The organism is Pseudomonas fluorescens, from assembly GCF_002022275.1.
Classification (GTDB): domain Bacteria; phylum Pseudomonadota; class Gammaproteobacteria; order Pseudomonadales; family Pseudomonadaceae; genus Aquipseudomonas; species Aquipseudomonas fluorescens_AJ.
Genome location: NZ_MSDF01000016.1, coordinates 246,157 through 258,948 on the forward strand (window position 1 = coordinate 246,157; position 12,792 = coordinate 258,948).

Annotated in this window: 13 protein-coding genes; 6 read left to right on the forward strand and 7 right to left on the reverse strand. The window is 59.6% G+C overall.

Going from position 1 to position 12,792, the window contains the following annotated elements; translation table 11 throughout:
• Window positions 1–128 precede the first annotated feature (128 nt).
• Window positions 129–1,655, reverse strand: coding sequence for a 2,3-bisphosphoglycerate-independent phosphoglycerate mutase (gene gpmI, locus BFW87_RS13220; RefSeq protein WP_078740245.1), 1,527 nt, complete (start codon window positions 1,653–1,655; stop codon window positions 129–131).
• Window positions 1,656–1,805: 150 nt separating this feature from the next.
• Between gpmI and BFW87_RS13225 the strand changes: the two genes are divergently transcribed.
• The 3 genes from BFW87_RS13225 to secB are packed head-to-tail and all read left to right on the forward strand — an operon-like array spanning window position 1,806 to window position 2,986.
• Entirely contained in the window at window positions 1,806–2,219 is a 414-nt protein-coding gene (locus BFW87_RS13225; protein ID WP_078740246.1) for a rhodanese-like domain-containing protein, read from the forward strand.
• 1 nt (window position 2,220) lies between these two features.
• Window positions 2,221–2,472 (forward strand): glutaredoxin 3, encoded by a 252-nt coding sequence (gene grxC / locus BFW87_RS13230; protein ID WP_078740247.1) that lies wholly within the window; start codon window positions 2,221–2,223, stop codon window positions 2,470–2,472.
• A 34-nt stretch (window positions 2,473–2,506) separates the two neighbouring features.
• Entirely contained in the window at window positions 2,507–2,986 is a 480-nt protein-coding gene (gene secB / locus BFW87_RS13235) for a protein-export chaperone SecB (RefSeq protein WP_078740248.1), read from the forward strand.
• Between the two features lie 150 nt (window positions 2,987–3,136).
• Here the strand turns inward: secB and BFW87_RS13245 are convergent, their stop codons facing one another.
• Window positions 3,137–3,592 carry a tRNA (cytidine(34)-2'-O)-methyltransferase gene (locus tag BFW87_RS13245; RefSeq protein ID WP_078740250.1) on the reverse strand — a complete coding sequence of 152 codons (456 nt, stop codon included), beginning with the start codon at window positions 3,590–3,592 and terminating at the stop codon, window positions 3,137–3,139.
• On the opposite strand from BFW87_RS13245, the gene BFW87_RS13250 reads away from it, so the two are divergent.
• On the forward strand, window positions 3,591–4,031 hold the full coding sequence (locus BFW87_RS13250) for a hypothetical protein (RefSeq protein ID WP_078740251.1): 441 nt from the start codon (window positions 3,591–3,593) through the stop codon (window positions 4,029–4,031). The two genes, BFW87_RS13245 and BFW87_RS13250, sit on opposite strands and share 2 nt — an antisense overlap.
• A gap of 625 nt (window positions 4,032–4,656) precedes the next feature.
• On the opposite strand, the gene ntrC is transcribed toward BFW87_RS13250, so the two are convergent.
• The 4 genes from ntrC to BFW87_RS13275 all read right to left on the reverse strand — a co-directional run bounded on the left by ntrC (window position 4,657) and on the right by BFW87_RS13275 (window position 8,779).
• On the reverse strand, window positions 4,657–6,093 hold the full coding sequence (gene ntrC, locus BFW87_RS13260; protein WP_003218003.1) for a nitrogen regulation protein NR(I): 1,437 nt from the start codon (window positions 6,091–6,093) through the stop codon (window positions 4,657–4,659).
• Window positions 6,090–7,175, reverse strand: a complete 1,086-nt coding sequence (glnL, locus tag BFW87_RS13265) for a nitrogen regulation protein NR(II) (protein WP_078740252.1) — start codon at window positions 7,173–7,175, stop codon at window positions 6,090–6,092. Before glnL ends, ntrC begins: the two co-directional genes overlap by 4 nt.
• Before the next feature lie 274 nt (window positions 7,176–7,449).
• Window positions 7,450–8,061 (reverse strand): hypothetical protein, encoded by a 612-nt coding sequence (locus BFW87_RS13270; RefSeq protein WP_078740253.1) that lies wholly within the window; start codon window positions 8,059–8,061, stop codon window positions 7,450–7,452.
• Between the two features lie 133 nt (window positions 8,062–8,194).
• Window positions 8,195–8,779: a chorismate mutase gene (locus tag BFW87_RS13275; RefSeq protein ID WP_078740254.1), complete on the reverse strand. Its 585-nt coding sequence runs from the start codon at window positions 8,777–8,779 to the stop codon at window positions 8,195–8,197.
• A 379-nt stretch (window positions 8,780–9,158) separates the two neighbouring features.
• On the opposite strand from BFW87_RS13275, the gene BFW87_RS13280 reads away from it, so the two are divergent.
• A complete protein-coding gene (locus tag BFW87_RS13280; protein ID WP_078740255.1) occupies window positions 9,159–9,398 on the forward strand; it encodes a DUF6124 family protein in 240 nt (79 codons plus the stop codon).
• Window positions 9,399–9,469: 71 nt separating this feature from the next.
• On the opposite strand, the gene glnA is transcribed toward BFW87_RS13280, so the two are convergent.
• Window positions 9,470–10,876, reverse strand: a complete 1,407-nt coding sequence (gene glnA, locus BFW87_RS13285; protein WP_078740256.1) for a glutamate--ammonia ligase — start codon at window positions 10,874–10,876, stop codon at window positions 9,470–9,472.
• A 334-nt stretch (window positions 10,877–11,210) separates the two neighbouring features.
• Here glnA and thiI point away from each other — a divergent pair, with 334 nt between their 5' ends.
• Window positions 11,211–12,665: a tRNA uracil 4-sulfurtransferase ThiI gene (thiI, locus tag BFW87_RS13295; protein ID WP_078740257.1), complete on the forward strand. Its 1,455-nt coding sequence runs from the start codon at window positions 11,211–11,213 to the stop codon at window positions 12,663–12,665.
• Window positions 12,666–12,792: the final 127 nt, after the last annotated feature.

Below are 12,792 nucleotides of genomic sequence, written 5' to 3' on the forward strand. Positions count from 1 at the left end.
GGACACCACATGCAAATGTGGGAGCTGGCTTGCCTGCGATAGCGGTGTGTCAGTGACTAATGTAGTCGACTGGCAGAATGCTATCGCGGGCAAGCCCGCTCCCACAGTGTTTTGCGGTGTGTTTTAGGTCAGACCAGGATTGAAGTCCCGGTCATCTCCGCCGGCTTCTCCAACCCCATCAGCATCAACATGGTCGGCGCCACATCCGCCAACACGCCGCCTTCACGCACTTTCAGGTCGCGTTTGCCGACATAGATGAACGGCACCGGCTCGGTGGTGTGCGCGGTGTGCGCCTGGCCGGTGGATTCGTCGGACATCTGCTCGCAGTTGCCGTGGTCAGCGGTAATCAACGCTTCGCCGCCGACTTTGTCCAGCGCGTCAACGATGCGGCCGACGCACAGGTCCAGGCATTCCACGGCCTTGACCGCCGCTTCCAGGTTGCCGCTGTGGCCGACCATGTCGCCGTTGGCGTAGTTGACCACGATCACGTCGTAACGCTGGTGTTCGATGGCGTCGACGATCTTGTCGGTGACTTCCGGCGCGCTCATCTCCGGCTGCAAGTCGTAGGTGGCGACTTTTGGCGACGGGATCAGGATGCGTTCTTCGCCCGGGAACGGTTCTTCACGACCGCCCGAGAAGAAAAAGGTCACGTGGGCGTATTTTTCGGTTTCGGCGATGCGCAGCTGGGTCTTGCCGTTTTTTGCCAGGTAATCGCCCAGCACGTTGTCCAGGCTGCCCGGCGCAAAGGCCGACGGGGCCGGGATGTTGGCGGCGTATTGGGTCAGCATCACGAACTCGGCTTTCGGCTGACGCGCGCGTTCGAAGTCCTTGAAACCGGTGTCGACGAACACGTGGCTCAGCTCGCGGGCGCGGTCGGCGCGGAAGTTCATGAACACCAGCGCATCGCCGTCTTCGACTTTGACCGGCTCGCCGATGGTGGTGGCTTTGACGAACTCATCGCTTTCGCCACGGGCGTAGGCGGCTTCCAGGCCTTCCTGGGCGGTGGCGGCGTGGAATTCGCCCTGGCCTTCGGCGATCAGGTTGTAGGCCTGGGCCACGCGGTCCCAGCGGTTGTCACGGTCCATGGCGAAGTAACGGCCGACCAGGCTGGCGATGCGGCCTTTGCCAAGGGCAGCGAATGTGGCGTCGAGCAGTTCGATGGACGATTGCGCGCTTTTTGGCGGGGTGTCGCGGCCGTCGAGGAAGGCGTGCAGGTAAATGTTCTTGGCGCCGCGCTTGAAGGCCAGTTCGGCCATGGCGACCAGGTGGTCCTGGTGGCTGTGGACGCCACCGTCGGACAGCAGGCCCATAAAGTGCACGGCTTTACCGGCGGCGACCGCTTTATCGACGGCTGCGCAGATAGCCGGATTCTCGAAAAACTCGCCATCGCGGATCGATTTGGTCACGCGTGTGAAGTCTTGGTATACCACTCGTCCGGCGCCGAGGTTCATGTGGCCGACTTCCGAGTTGCCCATCTGGCCGTCCGGCAAACCTACATCCATGCCGGAACCGGAGATCAAACCGTTGGGTACGGTGGCGGTCAGGCGGTCGAGTACTGGCTTCTTGGCCGAGTACACGGCGTTGTCGTGGTGGCTTTCACTGTGTCCGAAGCCATCGAGAATTATCAGGACCAAAGGTTTAGGCGTAGTAGTCATAGATCCTCTCGCGGCGTAATAAAGGAAGACAATTGAAAAGGGAGTAGCAGTTTAAAGCGAAGTTCCAACCACGTCACCGCTTTACGGGGGTTGGCCCCCCCGGACGGCTGTGTATACTTACCGCCATTTTAACGCCCTGGAACCTCCTTGATGGTTGATCACCTGATTGCATTTGCCACTGCCCACTACTTGCTCGCGGGTGCCTTCGTCATCCTGCTGGCGCTGCTGATCGCTCACGAAATGAGCCGCGGTGGCCGCAGCCTGAGCACGTCGGAGCTGACCGCGCTGGTCAACAAGGATGAGGCCGTTGTCGTGGATATTCGCCCAGCCAAGGATTTCGCTGCCGGCCATATCGTCGGCGCCCTGAACATTCCACAAGACAAGCTGATCGCGCGCTTGCCCGAGCTGGAAAAATACAAGGCCAAGACCATCATTCTGGTCGATGCCCAAGGCCAGCACGCCGGCACCCACGCCCGCGAAATGCTCAAGACCGGTTTCACCGCCGCCAAACTGTCCGGCGGTATCGGCAGCTGGAAGGCCGATAACCTGCCGCTGGTGAAGTGAAATGAGCCAGGTTGTCGTGTATTCCAGCGATTGGTGCCCTTACTGCATGCGGGCCAAGGCTCTGCTTGAGAAAAAGGGCATTGCCTTCGAAGAGATCAAGGTCGACGGCAAACCCCAGGTGCGCGCCGAAATGGCCCAGAAAGCGGGGCGCACGTCCGTGCCGCAGATCTGGATCGGCGCCAGGCATATCGGTGGTTGCGACGACCTGTTTGCCCTGGAGCGCGCCGGCAAGCTTGATGCGCTGCTCGCCTAACCCCTAAAAGACCATAAGATCACAAGGATCTGCGATGACTGACCAACAGAACACCGAAGCTGCGCAAGACCAAGGCCCACAGTTTTCGCTGCAGCGCATCTACGTGCGTGACCTGTCGTTCGAAGCGCCGAAAAGCCCGGCCATCTTCCGCCAGGAATGGACCCCAAGCGTTGCACTGGACCTGAACACCCGTCAAAAAGCCCTGGAAGGCGACTTCCACGAAGTGGTGCTGACCCTCTCCGTGACCGTCAAGAACGGTGAAGAAGTGGCGTTCATTGCTGAAGTGCAACAGGCCGGTATCTTCCTGATCCAGGGCCTGGACGAGCAGTCCATGAGCCACACTCTGGGCGCGTTCTGCCCGAACATCCTGTTCCCGTATGCCCGTGAGACCCTGGACAGCCTGGTCACCCGTGGCTCGTTCCCGGCGCTGATGCTGGCTCCGGTGAACTTCGATGCCCTGTACGCGCAAGAGCTGCAGCGCATGCAAACAGAAGGTTCGGCGACCGTTCAGTAAGTCGACGCGATAAAAAAATGTGGGAGCGGGCGAGTGTGGGAGCTGGCTTGCCTGCGATAGCATCACTGCGGTGTGACTGACACACCGAGGTGACTGCATCGCAGGCAAGCCAGCTCCCACACAAGGCCTCTCCCACATTTTATTTGTGCGCTATTTGAAACCGAGTTGACGCCAGCCTTCGTAAACAGCAACGGCTACGGTGTTGGACAGGTTCAGGCTGCGACACCCTTCGCGCATCGGCAAGCGCAGGCGATGGCCTTCAGGCAGGGCGTCAAGCACTTCTGCCGGCAAGCCCCGGCTTTCCGGGCCGAACAGAAAGGCGTCGCCCTCGGCAAAGCTGGCATCATGAAACGGCCGCGAGCCCTTGGTGGTGAACGCGAACAGTCGCGGGTGCCCCAGGCTTTCCAGGCAGCTGGCCAAATCGGCGTGACGCTGCAAGGTGGCGTACTCGTGGTAGTCCAGCCCGGCGCGGCGCAGGCGCTTGTCGTCCATGTCGAAGCCCAACGGCTCGATCAAATGCAGGTGGCAGCCACTGTTGGCGCACAGCCTGATAACGTTGCCGGTATTCGGCGGAATTTCTGGTTGAAAAAGGATGACGTGAAACATGCACGGCTCCGAAGGCAAAGATGCGCTGCATTCTACCCCTGAAGACGACCCAAGGCCGAAGCTATTGCCGCGCGTGATGGGCTCTTTGGCCATTGTGGGTTTGATGATCGGTTTGATGATCGGTCGCCTGACCACCCCGGACCCGGTTGAACTGCAACAGGTCGAAACGGCGGCAGACGGTGTGGTGGTGTGGTTCAACAGCGAACCCAAGCTGCACGGCGAACATATCGATGGCACCGTGGCGCTGCTGTTCGACGCGCAGGGCAAGGCTGGCGCAGGGCAACTCAAGGTGAATGACAAGGATGTGAACTGGCGCATCCGCAAGACTGATGGCGGCTTGCTGCTGAACCTGGTGGCGGCTCGGCCGTTGCGTGGGGACTGGAAGGGGGAAAAGGTTGATGGCCGCTGGCGGCTGGAGGTCCATCTCCAAGAGCAATAAAAGAGGGAATCCCCGGCCTGCCTGTACCAAGGTTCCCAAAACGGGCTGGGGCTATGGGCGCTGTGCCGCATAAGCCCCGGGTGTAAAGAAGGGAGTTCCCGGCCTGCCTGTACCAGGGCTCCCAAAACGGGGTGAAGCCAAAGGCTTCGGTGTTAAAGAGGGAATCCCCGGCCTGCCTGTACCGAGGTTCCCGAAACGGGTGTGGGGCGCGACGCGATCCGCATCAAGCACCCCGGGTGTAAAGAGGGGATTCTCGGCCTGCCTGTACCAAGGTCCCCGAAACTGGGTAGTACTGGGGTTGTTGCAGGGCGCGTGCCAAAGTTTGCAATGTGTGCCAAAAAATTTCTCCAGAAAGCGCAAAGCCCCGGAATACGGGGCTTTGGTGTTTTCAGGATTTAATGTTTTCTTAATTGGGCGCGTGTTTCGGGCGTTGGATCCGTGCCCGATGCCGGTTCGTGGTGCATTGAAGCGGTGCACAGTCCTGGAACTTGATCGTTCCCACGCTCCGCGTGGAAATGCATCGTGTGACGCTCCGCGTCACCATTGCACCGATCTAACGTTGCGGTGAGGCTTGGACGCGGAGCGTCCGGGGAGGCATTCCCACGCGGAGCGTGGGAACGATCAACTAGCCCTCATCACCCTCATCATCATCCCCACCATCCACCTTCATGCCCAACTCCTTGATCTTGCGCGTCAGGGTGTTGCGGCCCCAGCCCAGCAGCACGGCGGCGTCGCGGCGGCGGCCGGCGGTGTGTTTCAGGGCGGTTTCGATCATGATCCGCTCGAACGCCGGTACGGCGCTGTCCAGCAGGTTCGACTGGCCACGTGCCAGGGCCTGATCGGCCCATTGGCGCAGTGCCTGCTCCCAGTTGGTCACCGGGGCCGAATCCTGCGGCAGGCTCAACAGCTCCGGCGGCAGGTCGCTGATGTGCACTTCGCGCCCGGACGCCATCACGGTGATCCAGCGGCAGGTGTTCTCCAGCTGACGCACGTTGCCCGGCCACGGCAGGTTTTTCAGGTATTCCTCGGTCTCGCTTTTCAGCAATTTCGGCTCAACTGCCAGTTCTTGCGCCGCACGGCTGAGGAAGTGGCGGGCCAGCGTCGGAATGTCTTCGCGGCGGTCCGACATGCGCGGAATGTGGATGCGGATCACGTTGAGGCGGTGGAACAAGTCCTCACGGAATTTGCCCGCGTGCACCAGGGTTTCGAGGTTCTGGTGGGTCGCCGCGATGATGCGCACGTCGACCTTGACCGGCGTGTGCCCGCCAACGCGATAGAACTCACCATCGGCCAGCACGCGCAGCAAGCGCGTTTGGGTGTCAGCCGGCATATCGCCGATTTCATCAAGGAACAGCGTGCCACCGTCCGCCTGTTCAAAGCGCCCGCGACGCAGGTTGGCTGCACCGGTGAACGCGCCTTTCTCATGGCCGAACAGCTCGGACTCCATCAAATCCTTGGGAATCGCCGCCATGTTCAGCGCGATAAACGGCGAAGCCGCTCGCGGGCTGTGACGGTGCAGCGCATGCGCCACCAGCTCTTTACCGGTGCCCGATTCGCCGTTGATCAGCACGGTGATGTTGGAGTGGCTCAAGCGCCCGATGGCGCGAAACACTTCCTGCATCGCCGGCGCTTCGCCGATGATTTCCGGGGTGCGGGTCAGGGCCGGTGGGGCTTCCTGATTTTGCTGTTCCTGGGCGTGCTGGTTGGCGCGCTTGACCAGCGCCACGGCCTCGTCCACGTCGAACGGCTTGGGCAGGTATTCAAAGGCGCCGCCCTGGTAAGACGCGACAGCGCTGTCCAGGTCGGAGTGCGCGGTCATGATGATCACCGGCAAGCGCGGGTGCTGCTCGCGAATCCGCGCCAGCAAGTCCAGGCCACTGGCGCCGGGCATGCGGATGTCGGAGATGATCACGTCCGGCTGCTGGCGAGCCAGGCGGCTCATCACCCCATCGGCGCTGTCGAAGCTCTGGGTGGTCATGCCTTCCTGTTGCAAGGCTTTCTCGAGGACCCAGCGGATAGAACGGTCGTCATCGACGATCCAGACAGTTTCACTACGGCTCATGTCGATGGGGCTCCTTGTTCCAGTGGCAGAAAGATCGAGAAGGTGGTGTGGCCGGGATGGCTTTCACACTCGATCAGACCCTGGTGCTGGCTGATGATGTTCTGGGTAATGGCCAGGCCCAGCCCGGTACCGTCCGGGCGGCCACTGACCATGGGAAAGAAGATGGTTTCCTGCAGGTCCGCAGGAATGCCCGGGCCGTTGTCGATGATCTCGACCTTGGTCACCAGGCGATGGCGCACATGGCCGATGGTGAACTGGCGCAGGGCGCGGGTGCGCAAGCTGATGCGGCCCAGGCGCAGTTCGTTCTGGCTGCTGATGGCTTGCATGGCGTTGCGCACAATATTGAGCACCGCCTGAATCATCTGCTCACGGTCGATCAATACGTCGGGGATGCTTGGGTCGTAGTCGCGCACCAGGGTGATGCAACCCTGGCTTTCGGCTTCCACCAGTTGGCAAACACGCTCCAGCACCTCGTGCACGTTGGTCATCGCCAGGGACGGCAGCTTGTTGGAGCCGAGCATGCGGTCCACCAGGTTTCGCAGGCGGTCGGCCTCTTCGATGATGACGTTGGTGTAGTCCTTGAGATGCTCCTCCGGCAGCTCGCGGGCCAACAACTGCGCGGCACCGCGAATCCCGCCCAGCGGGTTCTTGATCTCGTGGGCCAGGCCGCGCACCAGCATCTTGCTGGTTTCCTGTTTGGACAGCTGCGCTTCTTCTTTGGTGATGCGTAGCAGGCGGTCGCGGGGGTGCACTTCGAGCAGCAGCAGGGTCGCGCCGTTGCTCAGGATCGGGGTTACGGCGTAATCGACGGTCAGCGTCTGGCCGGTGAGCGCGGTGAGCATCGCCTCGCGCTTGGTGAATGGGTGTGCCTGCTCCACCGCCTGGCGTAACGAACTCAGGGCTTCGGCCGACTCGGTGAACAATTCGCTGATGAACTGCCCATGGCTGCGCTGGCCGCTGATGGCCAGGAGCATCTCCGCCGCCGGGTTCATGTACTCAAGACGCAAGTCGTCGTTGAGCAGGATGGTCGCGGTGGTCAGGTTGTCGAGTAACAAACGGTGCAGTGCATCGCTGATGGTCATCAGGACCTCTTTTGGAGCAAGGCGCGGGCTACGGGCACACGCTGATACAAGGAAAATGCAAAAACCAAACCAAGGCTCCGAAAAGAAGCGCGAAACCCCTGAAATGGGTGTTTTGGGCGCGAAACTGTGGCGTTCTGCCAGCTTGTTCGTGAAGTTTCGAACCAAAATGGGCTGATCAGGTGAGAAGGGTGCAACGTATCGCACCAATATAGTGCAGTTTGGCGAAGTCTGTTCAGGAACAGCTCAAAGGCAGGCTTAAGGCGGTCGGCAGGATTCAGGAAGGCTTTTTGGGGGTGTTCTTGCGATTGTTCAGGCAGGGCTTGATGACTTCGTGCAGGTCGTCATTGTCTTGGGGCAGGACAAACTCGGCGGTCAACGGGGCGTCGCCGGGGATGGAGGAGGGCAATGTCATCTTGATGAGTTGGCCGCGCATGGCATCGGTGATCCATTCGCGTAATTCCTGGCGATTGGCGGGCATGGTGAGTTTGAACAGCACGCCATGTTGCTGGGAGGGCTCTGCGCTGTAGTAGCCGTTGACGCGGTAGGTGCGGGTGGGAAGGGGGCCGGTGGTGAGGCTGAGCGGGCCGGTGGAGCGGGCATCCGGGCCTTCATACATGTCGGGCTTGAAGTGCAGCTCGTCGGTGTGGGTGAGCAGTGAGATCATCGGGCGAGAAGGGGAGCGATAACAGGCGACTTGCAGGATCGCAATGCTGGTTTTGTCCATATGAGTCGCGATGCCGTTGATTCTGGCGTGCACCATCGTGCTGTCCGGGTAAGGCTGCTCGATCGTCCAGGCATCCGGTTCGTCAGCGCTCGTTACGTGTGGTTCGGTCGGTGGGCTGAGCGCAAGCAGCAGCGAACATAAAGCCTTGCAACTGAGATTCATCACAAAATCCGTCAACGATTGGCGGTTGGGGGGCCGCATCGTAGAGGGCTGAGTGCTCAAGATGTATCGGACAATTCCGGCATTCCAATAATCCTGTGGGAAAGGGCCTTGAATGATGCAGGCCCGGTTCACTTCAAGGCTGGTAAATGCACAGTTCGGCAGTGGCGCGAGTCATGGCGATTTGTTGCAGGGGGTCGTAAAGCGGTTGGTGCACGGCCTGCGCAACCCATTGCGGGCACTGGGGGTTGCTGCGTTCGGGGCTGAAGTCGGCCAGTTGTTGCAGCAGGCTTTTTTGCAGTTGATCCAGTGCCGGGCGAATTTTCCCGACCAGGTCCGGGCGCGGGGTGTCAGGGGCTTTGCCCTTGAAATGCCAGTCGGACAGGTGGGTGTATTGCACCAGTTTATTGGCTTCGATCTGGGCGGCGAAAAACTGCGCGGCTGCTTCAGGTGCGAGTGAGTAGCCTGGGGCCTGGGTTCTCACGCTGGCGAGCACGTCCTGTTCCCGGGGGCGGTCTTCCACGGCTTTGTGGCTGTCCCATTTGCTCAGGGCGACCTGGTCGGCGATGGCCAGGCGTTCGGCGATGCTGTTGAGCAGCGGTTCGAGAGTGGCGGGCGCGGCGTTTGCTGTGGCACTGAAAAATAACAGAGCGAACACAAGTCGATACTTCAAGGCTGATCTCCTGTGGGAGCGGGCTTGCCCGCGATGGCGGTGTGTCAGTCATACAACAGGTCGCTGACAGTGCGCTATCGCAGGCAAGCCAGCTCCCACATTTTTAATTGGGTTTGCAGGTTATGAGCGGCGTCAGGCAGAGGCTACCTCAACTTGCGCGGTTGCCTACAGTTACGCCAGAATCCGCCGGCTTGTACGGCTGGCTTGTCGTCTCTAAGGTTGCCCGGTCGCTGCTCATCAGCGATCAGGTTTAGTAGCCTGAGGGTAAGTTAAGTTCGTACCGCGCCGATCTTTATGGTGGCTGTGCGCAGGGCATCTTCGGGTGCGCCGGTTTTGCTTAACTTCCCCGGTCTACTAACCTGCGCACAGCTGCCACCCAATCGTTTAGTAGCGAGTCGATGGCGGCCTCATTCGAGGAAGTTAAGCCATGTTCAAGCCAACGCCAAACCCACCACCATCCGTCTTCATCATCGCCCCCGACGCCGACGACGAAGCCCTGATGATCAACAGTTTTGAAACCTTCTCGTCCGTCAGCACCCTGTTGCTGGACCTGTCCGAAGAGCTGGACGGCAAGCACCGCGATGCTGCCCTGGCCATTCACCAACTCAGTGCAATGGGCACGCAGATAGCTGCCAGGATGCTCGATCGCCACGTCCCGGTTGGTTAAATTCCGGGCAAAAAAAAGACCGCCCAAGGGCGGTCTTTTTTCATCACGCCGCTTTACGCGGCGCTACTGGATCAGCAGCTGTAGTACAGCTCGTATTCCAGCGGGTGTACGAAGGTGCGTACTTTGATTTCTTCTTCGCTTTTCAGCTCGATGTAGGCATCGATGAAGTCGTCGCTGAATACGCCGCCTTTGGTCAGGAACGCACGGCCCTTGTCCAGCTCTTCCAGGGCTTCTTTCAGGCTGCCGCACACTTGTGGGATCTCTTTGGCCTCTTCAGGCGGCAGGTCGTACAAGTTTTTGTCAGCAGCGTCGCCAGGGTGGATCTTGTTCTGGATACCGTCCAGACCGGCCATTACCAAGGCAGCGAAGGCCAGGTACGGGTTGGCTGCCGGGTCCGGGAAACGTGCTTCGATACGGCGAGCGCGAGGGCTGGACACGTAAGGAATACGGATCGAGGCGGAACGGTTACGGGCCGAGTAGGCCAGCATTACCGGTGCTTCAAAACCTGGGACCAGACGCTTGTAGGAGTTGGTCGACGGGTTGGTGAAGCCGTTCAGGGCCTTACCGTGCTTGATGATACCGCCGATGAAGTACAGGGCGGTGTCGGACAGGCCGGCATAACCTTCGCCAGCGAAGGTGTTCTTGCCATCTTTGGCGATGGACAGGTGAACGTGCATACCCGAACCGTTATCGCCGTACAGTGGCTTAGGCATGAAGGTAGCGGTACGGCCGTAGGCATCAGCCACGTTGTGTACGCAGTACTTCAGGGTTTGAACTTCGTCAGCCTTGGCAACCAGGGTGTTGAACTTCACGCCGATTTCGTTCTGGCCGGCAGTTGCCACTTCGTGGTGGTGAACTTCGATAACCAGGCCCATTTCTTCCATGGCGTTGCACATGGAGGTACGGATTTCGTGGTCGTGGTCGAACGGCGGAACCGGGAAGTAGCCACCTTTGATACCTGGACGGTGGCCTTTGTTGCCGCCTTCCACGTCCTGGTCGGACATCCACGAACCTTGTTCGGAGAAGATTTTGAACATGGAGCCGGAGATGTCGGACTTGAACTTGACCGAATCAAAGATGAAGAATTCTGGTTCCGGACCTACGAATACGGTGTCGCCGATACCGGTCGACTTCAGGTATTCCTCGGCACGCTTGGCGATCGCACGTGGGTCACGGTCGTAGCCTTGCATGGTCGAAGGCTCGATCACGTCGCAGACGATGATCAGCGTTGGGTCTTCGGTGAACGGGTCGAGTACGGCAGTGCTGTCGTCCGGCATCAGGATCATGTCGGAGGCTTCGATGCCTTTCCAGCCAGAGATGGAGGAGCCGTCGAACATTTTGCCTTCTTCGAAGAAAGCATCATCCAGCGCGTCGCGAGCCGGCATGGTCACGTGGTGCTGAGTACCTTTAGTGTCCGTGAAGCGCAGATCAATCCATTTAACGTCATGATCTTTGATGAGTTGAACCGACTTCGACATGGTGTCCTCCGGGTGGCTTCGGGCTGGGGTAGTGGAGTTAGCCCTTAGAATGTGGGTGATGCCGGCGCGAATACTCGACCAAGGCAACCTGCCTCACAAGAGAGCAAATTGCATGCCAGTGCGCCAACATGGCCTTTTTGCCTCAAAATGGCCCCTATAAAGGTGCAATCCGTTGAAACGGAATAAAAAGCGCACCTCAATGTAGCGCTTATTTGCGCAAATGACCCGTTTTGGTGCGCGTTACGCCTGATGCATATTAACTGGTTAAACCTTGAGCGATTTCCGCTATAATCCGCGCCCCCCTTTTTCAGCAGGCCCGGCGCGCGCTGTTTCCATGAAATTAATCGTAAAAGTCTTCCCCGAGATCACCATCAAAAGCCGACCGGTACGGATGCGTTTCATCCGTCAATTGGCCAAGAACATTCGTGCCGTGCTCCGCGATCTGGACCCGGCTGTGGTGGTGAATGGCGTGTGGGACAACCTCGAGCTGGAAACCCGCCTGACCGACGCCAAAGCCCTGAAGGACATGACCGAGCGCCTGAGCTGCATGCCGGGTATCGCGCATTTCCTGCAGGTCGACGAGTACCCGCTGGGCGACTTCGACGACATCACCGACAAGTGCAAACAGCACTTTGGCGGCGAGCTTGAAGGGAAGATTTTTTCGGTGCGTTGCAAGCGTGCCGGCAAGCACCCGTTCAGCTCCATGGACGTTGAAAAATACGTCGGCAGCAAGCTGCGTCGCGAGTGCGGCGCCGCCGGAATTTCCCTGAAAGCACCGCAAATTGAAGTGCGCATGGAAATTCGCGACCAACGGTTGTTTGTGATCCACAGCCAGCACAACAGCATCGGCGGCTACCCCTTGGGCGCCCTGGAACAGACCCTGGTACTCATGTCCGGCGGTTTCGATTCCACGGTGGCGGCTTACCAGATCATGCGCCGCGGCCTGATGAGCCACTTCTGCTTCTTTAACCTGGGCGGGCGTGCACACGAATTGGGCGTGATGGAAGTCGCGCACTTCATCTGGAAGAAGTACGGCAGCTCCCAGCGCGTGTTATTTGTCAGTGTGCCGTTTGAGGAAGTGCTCGGCGAAATTCTCGGCAAAGTCGATAACAGTCATATGGGCGTGGTATTGAAGCGTATGATGTTGCGCGCCGCGTCCAGGATCGCCGATCAGTTGCAGATCGACGCGCTGGTGACCGGCGAAGCGATTTCCCAGGTGTCCAGCCAGACGCTGCCCAACCTGTCGCTGATCGACTGTGTGACCGAAAAGCTGGTATTGCGCCCGCTGATCGCCAGCCACAAACAGGACATCATCGACCTGGCCGAAGAAATCGGCACGGCGGATTTCGCCAAGCACATGCCTGAATATTGCGGGGTCATCTCGGTGAACCCCAAGACCCACGCCAAGCGCAACCGCGTGGAGTACGAAGAGCAACAGTTCGACATGGCGATTCTGGAGCGTGCGCTCGAGAACGCCAAAATGGTGCCAATCGATCGCGTGATCGACGAATTGGGCCAGGACGTAAAAATCGAAGAAGTCAGCGAAGCCCTGGCGGGCCAGATTGTCGTCGACATCCGTCACCCGGATGCCGCTGAAGATGAGCCGCTGGAAATCGCTGGCATCGACGTGCAAACGCTGCCGTTCTACGCACTGAACGCGCGTTTCAAGGAACTGGATAACAGCCGTCAGTACCTGCTGTATTGCGACAAAGGCGTGATGAGTCGCCTGCATGCCCACCATTTGCTCAGTGAGGGGCATGCCAATGTGCGCGTTTATCGACCGAGCTAAGAGCCCGGGGCTGTTTGCCTGTGGCCTGCGTCACCGGCCCCCCGACTCTGCCGTCAAGCTGTAACGGCAAGGCCTGACTCTACTGTTAATCGCTGCCACGACCTGTCAGCACACCGAATCCTCTGAT

Excerpts from the sequence above, each read along its gene's own strand:
- gpmI (WP_078740245.1), bottom strand. The coding sequence starts at position 1,655 with ATGACTACTACGCCTAAACCTTTGGTCCTGATAATTCTCGATGGCTTC.
- BFW87_RS13225 (WP_078740246.1), top strand. The coding sequence starts at position 1,806 with ATGGTTGATCACCTGATTGCATTTGCCACTGCCCACTACTTGCTCGCG.
- grxC (WP_078740247.1), top strand. The coding sequence starts at position 2,221 with ATGAGCCAGGTTGTCGTGTATTCCAGCGATTGGTGCCCTTACTGCATG.
- secB (WP_078740248.1), top strand. The coding sequence starts at position 2,507 with ATGACTGACCAACAGAACACCGAAGCTGCGCAAGACCAAGGCCCACAG.
- BFW87_RS13250 (WP_078740251.1), top strand. The coding sequence starts at position 3,591 with ATGCACGGCTCCGAAGGCAAAGATGCGCTGCATTCTACCCCTGAAGAC.
- BFW87_RS13245 (WP_078740250.1), bottom strand. The coding sequence starts at position 3,592 with ATGTTTCACGTCATCCTTTTTCAACCAGAAATTCCGCCGAATACCGGC.
- ntrC (WP_003218003.1), bottom strand. The coding sequence starts at position 6,093 with ATGAGCCGTAGTGAAACTGTCTGGATCGTCGATGACGACCGTTCTATC.
- glnL (WP_078740252.1), bottom strand. The coding sequence starts at position 7,175 with ATGACCATCAGCGATGCACTGCACCGTTTGTTACTCGACAACCTGACC.
- BFW87_RS13270 (WP_078740253.1), bottom strand. The coding sequence starts at position 8,061 with ATGAATCTCAGTTGCAAGGCTTTATGTTCGCTGCTGCTTGCGCTCAGC.
- BFW87_RS13280 (WP_078740255.1), top strand. The coding sequence starts at position 9,159 with ATGTTCAAGCCAACGCCAAACCCACCACCATCCGTCTTCATCATCGCC.
- glnA (WP_078740256.1), bottom strand. The coding sequence starts at position 10,876 with ATGTCGAAGTCGGTTCAACTCATCAAAGATCATGACGTTAAATGGATT.
- thiI (WP_078740257.1), top strand. The coding sequence starts at position 11,211 with ATGAAATTAATCGTAAAAGTCTTCCCCGAGATCACCATCAAAAGCCGA.